This is a genomic window from Mucilaginibacter ginsenosidivorax (assembly GCF_007971525.1).
Taxonomy (GTDB): domain Bacteria; phylum Bacteroidota; class Bacteroidia; order Sphingobacteriales; family Sphingobacteriaceae; genus Mucilaginibacter; species Mucilaginibacter ginsenosidivorax.
This window is the reverse complement of sequence record NZ_CP042437.1, coordinates 2450001-2467196: the sequence shown is the minus strand read 5'-3', so window position 1 is coordinate 2467196 and position 17196 is coordinate 2450001. Positions and strand designations below refer to the sequence as shown.

Annotated in this window: 11 protein-coding genes; 6 read left to right on the top strand and 5 right to left on the bottom strand. The window is 42.1% G+C overall.

The window, feature by feature from the left end; all coding sequences use genetic code 11:
* The first annotated feature begins 10 nt into the window (after positions 1-10).
* A complete protein-coding gene (locus FSB76_RS10305; RefSeq protein WP_147053492.1) occupies positions 11-904 on the top strand; it encodes an AraC family transcriptional regulator in 894 nt (297 codons plus the stop codon).
* Between the two features lie 10 nt (positions 905-914).
* On the opposite strand, the gene FSB76_RS10300 is transcribed toward FSB76_RS10305, so the two are convergent.
* Genes FSB76_RS10300 through FSB76_RS10290 form a run of 3 tightly spaced genes read right to left on the bottom strand, consistent with a single transcriptional unit; the run spans position 915 to position 5789 of the window.
* On the bottom strand, positions 915-1733 hold the full coding sequence (locus FSB76_RS10300; RefSeq protein ID WP_147053491.1) for a sugar phosphate isomerase/epimerase family protein: 819 nt from the start codon (positions 1731-1733) through the stop codon (positions 915-917).
* 19 nt (positions 1734-1752) lie between these two features.
* Positions 1753-3213: a glycoside hydrolase family protein gene (locus FSB76_RS10295; protein WP_225976476.1), complete on the bottom strand. Its 1461-nt coding sequence runs from the start codon at positions 3211-3213 to the stop codon at positions 1753-1755.
* Positions 3210-5789 carry an alpha-L-rhamnosidase C-terminal domain-containing protein gene (locus FSB76_RS10290; protein WP_147053490.1) on the bottom strand — a complete coding sequence of 860 codons (2580 nt, stop codon included), beginning with the start codon at positions 5787-5789 and terminating at the stop codon, positions 3210-3212. The genes FSB76_RS10295 and FSB76_RS10290 overlap by 4 nt, the downstream gene beginning before the upstream one ends.
* Before the next feature lie 514 nt (positions 5790-6303).
* Here FSB76_RS10290 and FSB76_RS10285 point away from each other — a divergent pair.
* Positions 6304-7128, top strand: a complete 825-nt coding sequence (locus FSB76_RS10285) for a phytanoyl-CoA dioxygenase family protein (protein WP_147053489.1) — start codon at positions 6304-6306, stop codon at positions 7126-7128.
* A 49-nt stretch (positions 7129-7177) separates the two neighbouring features.
* Here FSB76_RS10285 and FSB76_RS10280 read toward each other — a convergent pair whose 3' ends face one another.
* Together FSB76_RS10280 and FSB76_RS10275 are read right to left on the bottom strand one after the other, a co-directional pair.
* A complete protein-coding gene (locus tag FSB76_RS10280) occupies positions 7178-8656 on the bottom strand; it encodes a family 43 glycosylhydrolase (RefSeq protein WP_147053488.1) in 1479 nt (492 codons plus the stop codon).
* A 77-nt stretch (positions 8657-8733) separates the two neighbouring features.
* Positions 8734-9612 carry an AraC family transcriptional regulator gene (locus tag FSB76_RS10275; protein ID WP_147053487.1) on the bottom strand — a complete coding sequence of 293 codons (879 nt, stop codon included), beginning with the start codon at positions 9610-9612 and terminating at the stop codon, positions 8734-8736.
* A gap of 402 nt (positions 9613-10014) precedes the next feature.
* Between FSB76_RS10275 and FSB76_RS10270 the strand changes: the two genes are divergently transcribed.
* The 4 genes from FSB76_RS10270 to FSB76_RS10255 all read left to right on the top strand — a co-directional run bounded on the left by FSB76_RS10270 (position 10015) and on the right by FSB76_RS10255 (position 17196).
* On the top strand, positions 10015-11460 hold the full coding sequence (locus FSB76_RS10270; RefSeq protein ID WP_225976475.1) for an arabinose isomerase: 1446 nt from the start codon (positions 10015-10017) through the stop codon (positions 11458-11460).
* A 419-nt stretch (positions 11461-11879) separates the two neighbouring features.
* Positions 11880-12437 (top strand): RNA polymerase sigma factor, encoded by a 558-nt coding sequence (locus FSB76_RS10265; protein ID WP_147053486.1) that lies wholly within the window; start codon positions 11880-11882, stop codon positions 12435-12437.
* 165 nt (positions 12438-12602) lie between these two features.
* On the top strand, positions 12603-13595 hold the full coding sequence (locus FSB76_RS10260; protein ID WP_147053485.1) for a FecR family protein: 993 nt from the start codon (positions 12603-12605) through the stop codon (positions 13593-13595).
* A gap of 238 nt (positions 13596-13833) precedes the next feature.
* A complete protein-coding gene (locus FSB76_RS10255) occupies positions 13834-17196 on the top strand; it encodes a SusC/RagA family TonB-linked outer membrane protein (RefSeq protein ID WP_225976474.1) in 3363 nt (1120 codons plus the stop codon).

Genomic DNA, 17196 nt, shown 5'->3' with positions numbered 1-17196 from the left:
CCCATAAGCAATGCAGAATTACCAAAAATATCTGAATGTAGGGCCGGCCGAAAAAAACTGGGGCTTTTATTTGAATACAGTAGGCTCTGCAAAAGTGGGGCCTAATAAAAACTACCCTAACAACCGCGAGCATCCCATAGATCATTCCTTTACCTGGGATAAAGGCCGCATACTTAGCGGTTATTACATAGTTTTTATTACCAAGGGCGAAGGTATACTGGAATCTGCAAAAACAAAAGCTTTTGAGGTTAAAGCAGGAATGTGCTTTTTGCTATTCCCTGGGATATGGCACAGGTATAAGCCACATCCGCTATCGGGTTGGGAAGAATATTGGGTAGGCTTTAACGGCGAATATCCCGACGAGTTGATGCGAAAGGGCGTATTTAAACCCGAGGCCCCCTTTATTGATGTTGGTTTGAATGAAGAGCTACTCCAGCTTTTTCATACGTTGATAAAAACTGTTGAACGTGCAGAAATAGGATACAGGCAAATTGTAACCGGCATAACACTTCAAATGCTGGGCCTGTTAAGCGCGCTTTCAAAATTTCATGATCAAACGGGAAGCAAAAATGAACGGCTGGTTTCAAAGGCGAAATTTTTGCTGCAGGAGTCGGTTGAAAACCCGGTGAGTTTAGAGGATATTGCCAAAGAGCTGCCAATGGGGTATTCTAATTTCAGGAAAACATTTAAACAAGTTACGGGCCTTTCTCCCAACCAGTATCACCTGGAGTTGAGGCTGGATAAAGCAAAAAACCTGCTTGCGTTTACAAATTTAACGGTAAATGAAATTGCTTATCAAACCGGGTTCGAATCGATTTTTTATTTTTCGCGTATGTTTAAAAAAAAGAATGGTTTGGCGCCAAAGGAATTCAGGAGCCAGCTTGCAAACCATCAACAGATGTAACCCGGATTTTTTATATCCGGCTGTACCGTTCTCTGATCAAATCTTTCATGTAACAGTTGATTTCAAACTGATTGACTATTGGCTCAACGCTAAATGGGGTTTTGGGCATGTACGGTTCGGGACCAAACTCGGTGGTTATGGGTAATATATCCCTGCCGATGTGGGCGTTGTTTAAAACTATCTGGTCCCACCAGGTAAGGAAGTTGTTAAGCGCATAACCCCACTCCGGTGCCCGCGGATCGGCCACCTGCGGGCCTTGTTCAAAACCAATACGGGCATGAATATGATAACTTCGTTTAATAGCTTCATCAACTATGGGCTTAAAATTTTCAAGCATACTTTCGGTAACACATACCCAGTGCGAAAAATCGGCCGTGATGTTAAAATCCGGGCGCGCCGCAAAGAACTCGCTGGTCATTTGGGGCGAGTATCCTAACCTGCCCCTGTGTGTTTCGTGAACTACTTTGATGCCTGTTTTAACGGTAAATTCCTGGGCGGCATCAACCAGTTCAAGGTTTTGTTCAAACGAGAAATAGTCCCGGCCCGTATGGGAGTTTATGAGCAAGGGGGCCGGCCCGGCACATTCATAAAGATTTTTAATGAACGAAGCCTTGAATTTTTTTAACGTGCTCCCCTCGGCCCGATGCTGGTGGCTCACCATATACATTTCATGCTTTTGTAAATAATCAAACAAAAGCTTTTTGTCGTTATGGTCGGTTGGTATCCAGGTGTCTATACCATCGTACCCGGCAAGTTTTATTTTATCAAGAAACCCGCCCAGGGGCAAATGCTCATGTCCCCATTGCGGGCTTAATATTTTGATTTTCATGTTTTAACAAAAAGGGCAATTAGTTACCGAGTGTAATCACCTTAACAGCAAATGCTTTCATCTCTGTTTCTTCGCCATTGATAGTTGCTACCGCTGCTTCATTATCGCCAGATTTCATATCTATGGTGCTCACCTTAGCCCCCTTGAAATCTGCAGGAAGTTTTACGTTGATTGCCCTGTTCCTTTTGTTTAAAAGCAATACCTTTTTTACCCCTTGCGTTACAAAGGCTTGTGCTAAAATATCATCGCCATTATTGTCGTCCAAAAATGTTTTAACCATTTTACTGCCGGGCGTAAAATTGTCTTTAATCAATTTTAATACCCAATACCGCGCGTTGGGCTTATTATTTTGGTAATTTATCATACTCACATCCGGGAACTGTGTTGGAAAACCTACCAATTGCGATTCGCCGATGATATCGATACCCGCTTTTGATAGTTCGATAAAAAAATAAGCATACACACTTGCCGATAGGTTCCAATAAGCAGGTGTTATGGGATGGTTGCGCATTTCGTCGCTTACAAATGTGCCCAGTTCATTAATGTCGGTTTTGGTATTGGGTGCGAGGTGTTTACGAATGTTTTCGATATAATTAACAGCATTCACAAAGCTTTCGGCCTTATCAAAAACAGAATATTCGTAAGCATCGAATTTTTGCCGGCTATTGGCATTTGCGTAGCAATGGTATGATATTACATCAATTGGGATACCTGGTTTATGGTTAGCCGGATTAAGGAAATATTCAAACCATCCGGGTTTTACATAGGCAAGGGCCATCCCTACAAATTTTGCTCTGGGTAATACCCCCCTGATGGCTGTAACCATAGCATCATAAATTTTAGTATAAGTTTGCGGCGACATGTTATGCTCAAGGTCGGGTTCATTTAACACCTCCCAGTAAGGTATTTGATAATGGTAGCCAGACTTATGGTATTTTCCTAATTCGTCGGTAAATCCTCCTTTGGTATACCAGCTTATTAATCGCACATAATAACCTGTTAATTCTTTCATTGTTGTATCGCGCAATTGGGTACCACCGCCATAACCCCAGCCAACCTGGTTAGGATCGTCAGGATAAGTAACAGGCTGATTGGTCTTGAACATCCATTGGGGAATTGTACTGAAGTTGATGATTACGGGATGTCCTTTGGTTGCTTCTAAAAAATCTATGGTCATGGGGTCTATTAAACTAAAATCCCATGATGTGGTTTTTTCCGGAGCCTTCAACTCGGCTACAGCAAGCTTAGGGTAAGGAAACCAGGGCACATATCGTACATAATCAGCCCCAAGATTTTTAAGCGCATTGAGGGCGCCTTCGCGCATGGCTCCCTGGGGGCGTAACATGGGGTTGCCAACAACCTGCAGCGTTGGGGTCGATTTAGATATCATCACAGTTTCACCCCATCCAATTTTAAGTGTTTGCGCTTTACAAATTAAGCCACAAAACAAAAGCGCTATACTTACAGTTGTCGTCTTCATTTTACATTGGTTGTTTTTTTATTCTTAACGTTTGCTATAATCGGGTCAAAAAATATTCCGCTCAATACAGGATTGTCACCACGTACAAGGTTTATTCGGAATTTAACCGATTTGTTGTATGCGTAGGTGAGGTAAGCGCCATTAACACTATTGTTAACAAGTTTAACCGGCGCAATAAGTTTTGAGGTTGCCGCATCAAACATTTCAACCGCAATTTTTCTCCCTTTTTTGTCCCAGTCGAGAAAATAGAGCGATATTTTATAGTCATGTGTGCCCTTTATAGTTATGGTAGAAGTAAAGGTAAAGCCAATCTGGTCTGCATCCATAGCGTATAAGCAAGCGGCTGTTCGTGACATGCTGTTGGCGCTATCGGGAGCCGGTGCCCTGTGGTCGGTAGTGTTTGATTGCCAAACAACAGAATTGGGCCGGCCGTTTCCTTTTACCTTGTAATATTCTACATTAGATACATAAGCGGGCAGCGATGTTTTGTCATTACCGTTCCCGTTATAGTTACACAGTACGTAACCGTCTTTTCCATGAACGCCGCCCCAGTCGCCTTTGGTTGTTGAATCAATTCCAAAGTATTTGGCAGCATAATACTCCGCCGACTCTGCATACCTTGGGGTAGCGCCACTATATTCGGCAACCATTTTATAGGTTCCGGGTTGTACGCCATTAAGGTAAACAAATTGCGAATCCTCGCTGGCACCGCCAAATCCCTTAACCGGGTGATAGGTACCATCCCATATGAGCACACCATTGACCTTTATACTGCCGATTTTTTTTTCGGCCTTTGGAATACCAATGCGGCCAACGGTGCCGGCAGGTACCGAAAAAGCGCATTGCCCGGTAGTAATATTAAAGCTTGCACTTATATCGCCCCGTAAAGTTGGTGTTTTTCCGGCAACATTTGGAAGCGTTCGGCCAAGGTGGGGCAGTATATCAAATGTAGCGAAGCCGGGCGAGGTTGGTTTTATCCCAAGAACCTCCTCGCTAAGCCATTTGGTAACACCAGCACCCCAGGGATGGCACAGACTGGTAAACCCGCATTGGTTGGCCGGCACCTGCCCGTTTTTGCCAACCGCAGCATTCCACGATGGCCGGTAATCCTCAAAAAAAGTAGTGCCTCCGTATTTTACCTGGCCACCCCAAAGATCACGTATCGAGCTCAAAGCATCGTCATACTTGTTTAATAGGGCAAATGCCTGGATTACGAAATATTGGTTAAAAGGGGAGTAAGAAATGCGGTTTACCCTGTCGGTAAAACTGTTTTCATAAATTGCTTTCTCCTCGGCAGGGTTTAACAGGCCTGTGGTAACGGCGTCGGCGCCTGCATGAAGGCCAAAGCTCCCGTACCAACCGGCATCTTTCCTGGTTGCAGCTATTTTTTCAGTAGCATAATGGTTGTATTTATCCCGCAGGTCTGTTCGTCCATATACGCCCATGGCCGCCGAGAATTCTTTCCATGCACGTATAGACAGCATTTTATAAGCATTTTGCGGCTCCGGGATATTTGGATGTTCAAATCCGGCCCCCAAACGTTCGTCCCAGCCGTAAAACTCTAAATTTGGGTTGGTCCCAAAAATCTTGTAAGCGTCATCCAGCTTTTCGCAGGCGTTATCAATATAGGTTTTAACTGTTGCTGTGTCGCCGGTGTATTTATAATAGTCAATCAAACTCAATACCCAATATAGTGCATAGCTCTTGATGCCGTTACTTTGGGTTGATGTGTATGCTATGTTTTTTTTCACAAAATCATAATTCCCAAACGCTACCATCGACGCCGCCTGGGCTGGGTGCGCATCTCCGGTCCAGGAAAACCTGTCGCCGCGGTTCATTAAAATAGCGCCTAAATAGTCTTTAAGCAGGTTAAGCTTTACCGTGTATGCGCCGGTGTACCATATGCGCGTAAGCATGGTATCGCTGCACGAAAAGCTTCCTTTATAGTTGGTGGGCTTTATCTGGCAAATGAGCCGCACGCCCGTAATATGCCAGTTTTTAGCAAATGACCGTACCCTAATCCATCCAAACCGAACGCCTTCGTATAAATCGGGGTTCAGCTCAAGGCGGTAGGTGTTGCCATGTTTTTTGGGAGCCAGTGTTTTTGTTGGATAGCTGGAAAAATAATCAGGAGGCTGATTATATTCACTTACAGTCATTTCTACTTTGCCGCTAAGATCCGGGCTGTCAAACTCCAGCCAGCCAGCATTTGTTTGCCCAAAATCAAAGCGGACATCGCCACTCCCGTTTACTTCAATAACTCTGTTTTTCTTAAATTCACCCATATTAAAGCTTGCCGGGTTAGATAATGTCCAGCTAACCGGTTGCAATTGATAACTTTCTAACCCATCATTTGCACCGGGCTTGGCCCATGTATAATTAATAAGCGGATCGGGCGACCGCGGATTTGCTATGCCGGTTTTTTTTGCGGATACGGGTGGGTAGCCGGTAATTTGCGAAAGTACCGGCTGGCAGTAGCCAAGGCACAACACAACAAACCAAAAGCTAAAAAAAACACACTTAAAATGAGCTTTAAAATAAACGTGCAGCGCAAAAGCACGTGTTAAGTAATTCATAGGGAATAATTTAAACAGGCGATTTATAATCTGGTTATCCCAACGAAATTACATCCTTATTGATAAAATATATTTGTTGCAAACAGGCTATTGTTTGCACTTTTTGATACCCGGGACGATGGAGGAGCCAAATGCAGCTTTTGTTTGTTTCCTGTTCAAAAAGCTTTGGGCGGATTTGTAACAGAATAGGGCAGGAAACGAACTCTATTCATGGCTTCCATGTCAGAAAGTGCAAGGGAGGGAATAGCGCCTCTTATTATTGCCGGCATTTAACACTTGAACTTATAAAGGTGTTAATGTTTACAAACATTTTATATGCCTGTCTCAGCTAAAAAAATCAATTGGTTTAGGTTTAACAGAAAAATGAACAGCCAGCTTTTGGCCTTTATAAATGAACGGAAAAAACTGAGACTGTCAAAAAATGCAAACAAATTCAATTTTTGGTAAAATAAATTGGGAGAACGATTATTTAGGTTTGTTTCAACAATCAGTTTTACCTAAATAATAAATTTGTATGAACACATCGATAGATCAATTGCAGGTTGATTTTTACCAGGAAAATGGTTTTGTAGTAATTGAGGATTTTTTGAGCCCCGAAGAACTCGAATTATGGAGGGAAGCCGTAACTGAGGCAATTAATGACAGGGATGGTCAAAAAATTCCGGGCAAAGCCGGTAAAGTTGGCGAAGACGATGGCATCAATAAAGACTCGGAATACCTGAGCAAAGTTTTTGACCAGATGATCAATCTGTGGCAAACCAATGAAAAGGTTAAGGCGTTGATGTTTAATCCCCAAATTGGCGAGATGGCCGCAAAGCTGGCCGGTGTAGATGGAATTAGAATTTGGCATGACCAGGCTTTGTTTAAAAGGCCATGGGCCAACCCTACATCATGGCACCTGGATACGCCGTTTTGGTCGTTTTCCGATCGCAGGGCCTTATCTATCTGGGTTGCCCTTGATGATGCCACGCTGGAGAACGGATGCCTGTTTTTTATTCCGGGATCGCATAAGGTAACCAGCTTTGAAAATCCTGGTATCGGACGAAACATGGAAATGATATTTAATTTTTATCCGGGCTTAAAACAATCAGCTTCTGTTGCTGCACCAATGAAGGCGGGCAGCTGTTCATTCCATAACGGGCTTACCATTCACGGTGCAAATGCCAACATGACGCCAGGCTTGCGCAGGGCTATGACATGTGCTTACATGCCCGATGGCGCTACCTTTAACGGCATCCAAAATATTTTAAGTGACGAGCAGTTTAACAAGCTTACTATTGGCGATAGTATTGACGATGAACAACAAACTCCTTTGATCTATAACTCCGTTGCCAAATGAAGCAGATAGAATGCAGTTAAGTACCAGCACATTTGCAAACCATCTGCCGCTATTTTGAAACTATTGTTTTCGAGAACAAAAAACGTTTTGATGGTTTTGCATTGTCTTCTACATAATACTCCAATCCATAGGCTCCTTTGGTTGCCCCGGTGCCAATTGTAATCAAATAACGCTTGCCTTTTTGTAGCCGGATTTCCGGGCGAATAAGGGTGTTTTTTGGAGACCAGCTGATGCTATCAGCAGCGATATTTACTGAATATAAGCGCTTGCCTGCTGTATTTTTTATCTCAATTAATAAGCCATCACCTGGGTGCTGATTTTTAAAACATGATATGGTCACTTGCCTTAAAATGCCGTCCTTGTTGGCGGTAAAACTCTGGCTGCGTTTAGTTGTACTATTTATATCGCAAACCGGCGCCAGCTCGTTTACCCCGGAATTTTTATGAGTTGCTTTTTTTGCCGATGAATAAATGCTAAATGTTTTGCTGCATTCCATTTTGTTGATAGCGCCATGGGCATCGAATGTTAAAGGCGACCAATAATAATTGGCCAACGATTCGTTTTTCGCGCCGTTGTTCCATAGGTCGCTGCCGAAAAGAAAAACCTCGCCCGATTTTAATTTGATGGACGATACAAACGAGGGCTGGCCCCCGCATGAGTTATCGCTGATCTTGATTCCTTCAGACCACGGGCCCATAGGTGATGGCGCAGTACGATAAGATGCACCTGTTCCGGAACAATAACCGCAGTTTGGGTCGGAGTATACCAGGTAATAGATGCCCTTCCTTTTAAATAAAGATGGTGCTTCCGTTTCGCCCGGCGTAATGGCCCTGGTAACCTTGCCCGTACCTGTCATATAGTCGACGCTTAATTGCTCTACGGCTATTGCGCCTTTGGCCCGCCAATCTGTATAAGCCAGGTAAGCGGTACCGTCATCATCTACAAAGGTATCGTGGTCGCCATTGTTCAGGCCGGCAACAGCTGCCTCGCTATTTACGGCCAGTTTAGGTTCGGCTTGCTCAACAAAAGGGCCGGTTGGCTTGCTGCTTGTAAATACACGGTAACCCACCCTGTTATCATAAACGTTTATCCATAATACATATTTGGCGGTGCTTTTATTGTAAATAACATGTGGCCGAAAGCAACCGTAAGTATTTCCGTCGCATCGGGTTTGCCAGATTTTGGTACTCGCATCAAAAAGCGCTCCCCGGTCTTGCCAGGTAACCAAATCCGTTGATGTATATACCTTAAATCCGCAAAATGGAGCTTCTTTATGTCCCCATTCAAATCCGCAGCCATAACTGGTTCCGTACAGGTAATATACTCCGTTAAAATAGGCTATTTCGCCGTCATGAGCGTCAATAGCATCACCAAGCTTGCTAAATTTTGTTACCTGGCCGCCCGCTTTGCCAAAGTTTGTTACCTCTGAAGGTTGCGTGTGGCCGCACAGCGGTAAAAGCAGGCAGCTAATAACCATGCAAATGAAGGTGGCAAGAGGCTTTTTATCAAAATAGTTAAAGAAGTTCATGTTGGGTTGATTAAGATTAGTAAGTACAGATCACTCGTGCAGGTTTGATTATCAATATCGCTTGTTTAAGATTATGTTTAGCCAGCCGCGCGTTTCCGGTAATCGGTAGGAGACAGGCCGGTTTTTTCTTTAAATAACTTGGCGAAGTAGAAATAAGATTCGAAATTTAATTTAAACGCGATTTCTTTTACAGACATGCCGGGTTCGGTCAGCAATTCCTTTGCCCGGTCAATCTTAAGTTGAATGTAATATTGACCTGGCGATAACCCGGTATAATTTTTAAAAACTTTCCTGAACCGCGAATAGCCAATGTTTAACTGGGCGGCAGCTTCCTCCGGAGAAAAAGCTTCTGCGATATTGGCGCGAAATAATAACCGGGCCTGGTTTACCACAACTGCATTTTCTTCCGATTCGATTGCATATTGTTTGGTGATGGAATGGCAATAGCCCAACAAATGCAGTGCAGCCCCCGATATTAACGGCTGATATCCTGAACTCTCATTTTTAGTTTTTTCAATTATCGAATTAAAAAGGTTAAATACATTTTCATTAAACCCTATATATACACAAGGCGTTTCGGGCTTAAAAAAACCTTTTTTAACAAGGTTATCCAGAATTTCGCCCTTTATCCCTATCCAGTATTCGTCCCAACCGGTGTTGTCGTCGGGTTTATACCGATGTCTTTCACCAGGAAAAAGAAAAATGAGCGTGCCTGCCTTTACATCTTTCATCTTACAATGATCCGATTCAAAAATGCCCTGGCCTTTTGTGATATAAATTACCTGGTATTCATTTAAAATCCGGCCATTTTTCCAGTTGAAATTGTGATGTGAGGGATGGGTTTTTGACGGATAACACCCCGCAGGTTCCACATGTGTGCAGCCGGTATTTAATACGCATAGCCCCCAGTTTTCATCGTCCTGGCTAACAGGTAAATATTTGTAATAATTGATCATCTCCCGATAATTAAGCAAATAAAAGTAAATAGTAAAAGACTATAAAATGGGATTGAGGCATACCGCCGGTTTATATGATGTGATAAAATTATCAAGATTTTTATTACATAATCTGTAAATGACATAAATGGTATATTAAATATCAAAATGTACATAAGCGCCCGTTTGGTTGCCGGGATGGGAAAGCCAAAAACTATATATCAATTATCAAATTATATATTTTCCGCCATGTTAAATCAAATAAATTTGATTGCCAGTTAGTACCAACCATGTCAAACCATGCCAATTTGGTAATTAATAAAATTTCAGGCCATGTCATAGCATAACGTGTTGAGTTAGCTATAACTTGTTATTCACCACCAATCAGCATAAACTAAAAAATCCATACAGTAAAAAATAAAAATGATGACTGATAAAAATTACAAACCTGCACTTAAAGTTGGCTTGTTCGGTATAGGCTTGCAGGCATATTGGGAACAATTTGAAGGGCTTGAAAAACGCCTTGCAGGTTACGTTGATTTAGTGGCCGGCAAACTAAACGGCTACGGTGCCCAAATTGTAAACCTTGGGCTGGTAGATACCCCTGAAAAAGCATTCGAATCGGGCAGCCGTTTTCGGCGCGAGGAAGTAGATTTGATATTTTTATATGTTACCACTTATGCCCTATCATCTACAGTACTTCCTGTTGTAAGCAAAGTTAAGGTGCCGGTTATTGTACTGAACCTGGCCCCCGAGGCGGCCATCGATTATTCAACGTTTAACCAAATGAACAACCGCACCGCCATGACAGGCGAGTGGCTTGCCTTTTGTTCGGCTTGCCCGGTACCCGAAATTGCCAACGTATTCCGGCGGTCAAATATCCCTTTTTACCAGGTTACCGGCATGTTGAACAACGATCCCGGTGTGTGGGATGAGGTAGAAGAATGGATAGCAGCTGCCAAAGTTGCCCACATGATGTACTACAACAGGATGGGGATAATGGGTAATTATTATAGCGGTATGCTGGATATTTACGCAAACCTTACCCTGCAATGCGCAACATTTGGCGGCCACATTGAAGTTATCGAGGTTGATGAGTTGTCTGGTTTAAGGCCAGGGGTTACCCAACCGGAGATAAATAAAAAAATAGAAGAGTTTTACAACAGGTTTGATGTACAGGCCGATTGCCCTGCCGATGAAATAAAGCGGGCCGCAGTAACCGCGGTAGCGCTCGACAAGCTGGTTGAAAAGCACAGGCTGGGATTGGTGGCCTATTACCACAAAGGTACAGGCAACGCGCAAAATAAAGATACCATGAGCTCGGTTATCCTGGGAACATCATTGCTTACGGCAAGCAATATTCCGGTGGCCGGCGAATATGAAATAAAAAATGCACAGGCCATGAAGATTATGGACTGCTTTGGAGCAGGCGGATCATTTACGGAATATTATGCCATGGATTTTAAGGCAGATGTGGTATTAATGGGGCACGATGGCCCTTGCCACCCGGCGATTGCTGAAGGCAGGATAAAGGTGAAGCCCTTGCAGGTTTATCATGGCAAGGTTGGCAGCGGACTATCGGTGGAGATGTCGGTAAAACATGGCCCTGTTACCTTATTATCCGTTATTGAAACTGTTGACGGGAAGGTGCAGTTACTTATTGCCGAGGCCGAATCTGTTGCCGGCCCCATATTGGAAATTGGCAACACCAACAGCCGCTATAAATTTCCTATTGGAGCCAGGGGATTTGTAGAGGCCTGGAACTCGTATGGCCCTGCACACCATTGTGCCGTGGGTAAAGGGCATATTGCTTCAAAAATTGAAAAATTAGCAAAACTGCTCAATATACAGGCGGTTAAAGTGTGCTGATGGGTATATTATAACAGCCAATCTCTTATCCACTAAATCAATAGTGCTGTGCTGTATATATCTGTTAGTCAGTATGTTATAATTTACTCTTTTTAGGTTGCCCGTGTGATGTAAAAGATTGTTGAGGCTTTGCTGTGTAATGAGGTGTGCAAGACAGTATAGGACGGTTGTATGCGTGCAGGTATTAATTTTGTGATTGCAACACTATTTTTAAAATAGCTTCCTTCGGCTTTTTTGATTAACGTTTTGCATTGTTGAGCAAAGAAATTACAAGTCCAAATCTTTAATTACTCAACAAATGCCATAGCAATTAACCAATTATTGATCCAGTTTAAATTGTTATTTCAATCACATAGCCTTATGTTATTTGAACTGCCGGTTTAAAGGATAAACTTTTTATTGAACCAGATACCTATTTTATGCTTAATAAAGATTGTATTCTTTGTTCGGATGATCAGTTACTGAAATTATTGCAGGAAGATAATAGGGGGGCGTTTGACCTTATTTATAAGCGATACTGGGAACCTCTTTTTATATATGTTGCAAAAGTTGTAAAAGACAATGACGAAGCCAAAGATATTGTGCAGGAAGTATTTGTTTCGCTCTGGTTTCGCAGGATGCATTTGAATGATATCAATTCTTTAAGGGCTTATTTATTTACCGCCGCCAGGTACAAAGGGTTAACTTATATAAAAGACAATATCTCTAAAAACAAATATTTAGAATCACTTAAGTTGTTTTTTGACCTGGAATGTGATTCAATTGCAAAGCAAGTTGAGGCCAACGAGTTAAGCTTATTTGTTGATAGCGAAATTGCTAAACTGCCTCAAAAAATGAGAGATGTTTTTATTTTAAGCAGGAAAGAACATCTCTCGCATAAACTGATTTCAGAAAAACTAATGATTTCTGATAAAACGGTAAAAAAGCAAATCAACAATGTTTTAAAGCACTTTAGATTAAAGCTGGCCGAAAAATAGCAGGTTTACCAACTCACCCACAGTTATTTCCAATTAGCCCGAACTGCTTTCAGTAAAAGCATGTGATCGATTTTATTTAATTGAACTTCAGTTGCTTGTGATTTATTTTACATTTTATCTACTACCAACTAGGCATATTTAAGACTTAACCTTAGAACCACAGAGATGACCAGCAAAGAAGCAAAAAAGCTATTGAAACATTACAACGACGGTACCATTACGCCCGAAGAAAAATTCAGGCTGGAGGCATGGTACGAGATGCTTGCAGAGTCGGGTGATTTTGAATGGCATGCAGACGAAAAAGAATTGATAAGCAGCGACCTGAAAAACGCTATTGATGCCCGGATAGACAAACCCGCCAGGCACATGATCAATTTCAAGTCGGTGCTGGTAGCTGCTTCTATGTTGTTGTTTTTAGGCCTGGGCTGGTTTACAATAAAGCACCTGGATGAAGTAAAAAACAAACTAAGTCCCGAGGTTTATACCGAAACCTATGCCCCGGCCGGCCAAAAAATAACGCTTACGCTCAGCGACAATTCGACAGTTATTTTGAGTGGCGGTAGCCGCATAAAATATCCTGAAACATTTAACGGCAAAATCCGTGAGGTTGAATTGATGGAAGGCGAGGCTTATTTTGACATTTACCACGATAAGCATAAACCTTTTATTGTTGATGTAGCGGGTACGCAGATAAACGTGTTAGGAACTGCTTTTAATGTACGTGCCTACAAATTTTTGAAAAATGTTCAAATAACGGTATTGCGAGGTAAGGTATCTGTACGCGGGCTTGCCAACCTAAAATATGAAAAAGTAAAGCAAGTTGTTCTGTTGCCTAATGAACAGGTCACTATTGGTAAAGTAAACGGCGACATAGCGAAGAGGCTTATCAATGCAACGGATTTTACCGGCTGGATTCAGGGTAAATACAAATTTGACGATGAAACATTGGGCAACGTTGCAGGTATGCTTGAATCGTACTTTAAAGTGAAGGTGCATTTCTCTGCCGAGGGTCTGAAAAATATTCGTTTTAGTTCGGAGTTTGACAGCAAAGACACGCTGGAGGACCTGCTTTTTTCAATTTGTGAGGCTAATAAACTGACTTACAAAATAAACAAACAAGACATTTTATTAAGTACCAAACCAGTAAATAACAAATAAACCGATTATTAAAACTTAAAACGAGAAGCACTATGGGATAAAATTACAAACCAGCGCAAAAAAAAACCGGTGCGAACTTGAATTCACACCGATTGAATTAATTGAAAAAATCAGCTCAGTAACGCCAATCACTCACTGATTTTCAATGCGAATTAGTAAACATTTAATATTCACTTAATCACATTTCAAAGGTATGGAAAAATATACCAACTACCTCTTGCCGTTAATTTTACGCGTCATGAAATTTACATTCTATATGGTCATGGTTGTTATTTCGGGAACCCAATTACTTTGGGCGAACAATTCATCCGGACAGATATTAGAAAAAACCAGGATAGACATTGCGGCCGATAACAAAAGCCTGAAGTCTATTTTAAAGGATATCGAGGGTAAAACCGATATCCGTTTTACTTACAATGAAAGCCTGATAAAACAATATCAGCATCTAAGTATAAGTGAGTCCAGCCAATCGGTGGCTTTAATTCTGAAAAATATTTTTGGTAACACCGACCTGTCTTACATCGAAAAGAAGAATAAGGTAATTATTGTAGAAAGGCGAAAGCCGGAACCTCTTTTACTGGATGGTACGGAAAACGAGGCTGCAACAATAACGGTTAAAGGAAAAGTAAGTGATGATAAGGGAGAAAGCCTGCCCGGAGTGAGCGTGAGGGTTAAAGGCACAACAGTAGGTGCAACCACCAATACGTCGGGCGATTATCTGGTTAGATTAGTAGATACAACCGGGGCAATACTTGTGTTTTCATACATAGGTTTTGAAACTAGGGAGGTACCTGTAAGCGGGCGCTCAGTTATTAATGTTAGCCTGGCAGCATCTTCAAGTAGTTTAAAAGAAGTAATTGTGGTAAGCTACGGAACGCAGAGTAAGCGCGAAGTTACAGGCGCCATTAGCCAGCTTAATACTTCAGAGGTTAAGGATTTACCGGTAGCCAACATCGGTCAAAAATTACAGGGCAAATTTGCAGGCGTACAAATAAATCAGAACGATGGCCAGCCCGGTGTGGAAATGTCGTTCCGTATCCGTGGTGCTGCATCCATTGGGGCTGGTAACAACCCGCTGATTGTTATTGACGGGTTTCCGACAGAAAGCGGGCTTCAAGCCTTGAGCCCTGATGAAGTGGAAAGTATTACCGTTTTAAAAGATGCTTCTGCTTCCTCATTATATGGTTCGCGGGCGGCTAATGGCGTTATACTTGTTACAACCAAACAAGCTAAGAACGGAAAGCAAAATATTGAGTTCAGTACTTATAATGGCGTACAAACGGTATCTAAAAGAGGCCGGCCGGATTTAATGAATGCCCCCGAATTTGCTGAATTTAAGAAGGAGTATTACGAAGATGCTGCAAAGTACGAAGGCTATACCGGTGGCGTACCTGCTCAATATCAAAACCCTTCGCAATACAAGCCTACTGATGGCACCAATTGGTTTGATGTTTTGTTGAGGAACGCCCGGACACAGAATTATAATTTGTCGCTTTCTACCGGCACTGCAAATTTGAAATCTCTGGTAAACCTTAACTACAACAGGCAAGACGGAGTAATGCTTAATCAATGGGCCGAAAGAGTTACCGCAAGGTCAAATAACATATATACAGCATCCAGCAGGTTAACTTTGGGGCTTAATCTTGGTGTTACCTACCGCAACCAAAATATCACTCCTAATTTGGGTCAGGGGCGTAATATTATCCAGGTTGCCTACCTTACAGATCCAACGCTTAATTATAAAAATGCAGATGGAACTTATCCCATTGGTTTTGCGCCTCCGGGCATGTTTCAAACTCCCAACTATTACAATGTTTTAAATCAAACGGTAAACCTGTATAAAAGGCTATCCCTTATCGGGAATGCGTACGCTACGGTTAAACTTACCGACGATTTGAAATATAAAATCAGCATCAATGTTAATGGGGAAAATGGTATTAATCGTGGTTTTAGCCCATCAACAATACGTGGCGGGGTTCAGCCGGCTACCTCAGCATCGGCTTATTATAACACCAATAATTTTTTATCATGGCTTGCCGAAAACACCTTAACCTATACAAAATCAATTAACAACAAGCACAATATTGAGGCTTTTGTTGGGTACACTGCCCAAAAAACCAGTTATGAAAACAGTGGCATATCGGCAACAGACTTTCCGGATGATAATATTCAATGGCTGAATGTAGCTGCAACAAAAACTGCTAACCCGGGTGTGGATGCCTACGATTTTACCATTCTCTCGTACATAGGCAGGTTAAACTATAATTACGAAAATAAATACTTGCTTTCCCTCGCATTCAGAAGAGATGGCTCATCAAGGTTCGGAACGAACACCAAGTATGGCAACTTTCCTTCTGTTTCTGTAGGCTGGGTTGTTTCTGACGAAGATTTCATGAAATCATTCAAAAATATCGACCTCCTGAAACTAAGAGGCAGCTATGGAAAAGTGGGTAATAATAATATAGGGAACTATACCTACCTGTCTGGCGTTGATCAACGTAATTATGTTTTCAATAATCAGGTTACTTCCGGAAGTTCACTCAATGGTATTGGCAACAATAACCTAACCTGGGAAACAACAGCCGGGTATGATATCGGTTTAGATCTTGGTCTTTTTGGCAACAGGGTTTTATTAACGTATGACTATTACTGGAAGAAAACCGACGGGTTATTATATCAAATTGATATTCCTTCACAATCGGGTTTTAACAGCGTTACTTCAAACATTGGCCGGTTTGATTTTTGGGGTCATGAAATTAGTATAGAAACAAAGAATGCTGTAGGAAAAATTAAATGGAATACAACCTTTAATATCTCTTTCGATCGCAATATTGTTAAACAGCTTGGCACCAGCAACGCACCTATTGGCGGTTACCAGGAATATTGGGATGATAACCGCACCGCGGTAGGCCATCCTATTGGATTGTTTTACGGGTATATAAATACCGGTGTGTACATGACCCAACATGAGTTTGATACACAACCACATGATGCGGCGGCTACGGTAGGGTCGGCAAGATTTGCAGATGTAAGCGGTCCCGACGGAAAGCCGGATGGCATTATTGACTACCATGACAGGACCTGGATAGGTAACCCCAACCCTAAGTTTTCTTACGGGATGACCAATAGTTTTGGCTACAGGAATTTTGATGCCAGTATAGTGGTAGCAGGTACGGTTGGTAATGACATTGCAGACGATGCTTTTCAATCTACCGAGAACCTGGATGGAGTTTTCAATGTAAGAAAAGGTGTGGCTAACAGGTGGAGATCAGAAGCCAATCCGGGAGATGGTATCTACCCAAGAACAAAATCCGGTACCACGGTCGATTTCCGCAACTTTACTACAAGGCAGGTTTTTAGCGGTACATACCTGATGGCAAAAAATATAACAGTAGGGTACACTTTTCCCATAAAACACAACTCTGTTATAAGAAGTGCAAGAATATATTTTAGTGCGCAAAATGCTTTCACGTTTACAAAATATCCAGGAATGAACCCCGAGATAAGCCTCTATGGTTTAGATGGCCTTCACCAGGGGCGCGATTTTACGGCATTCCCCATTGCAAAAACTTATTCAGTAGGAGCAAACCTTAACTTTTAA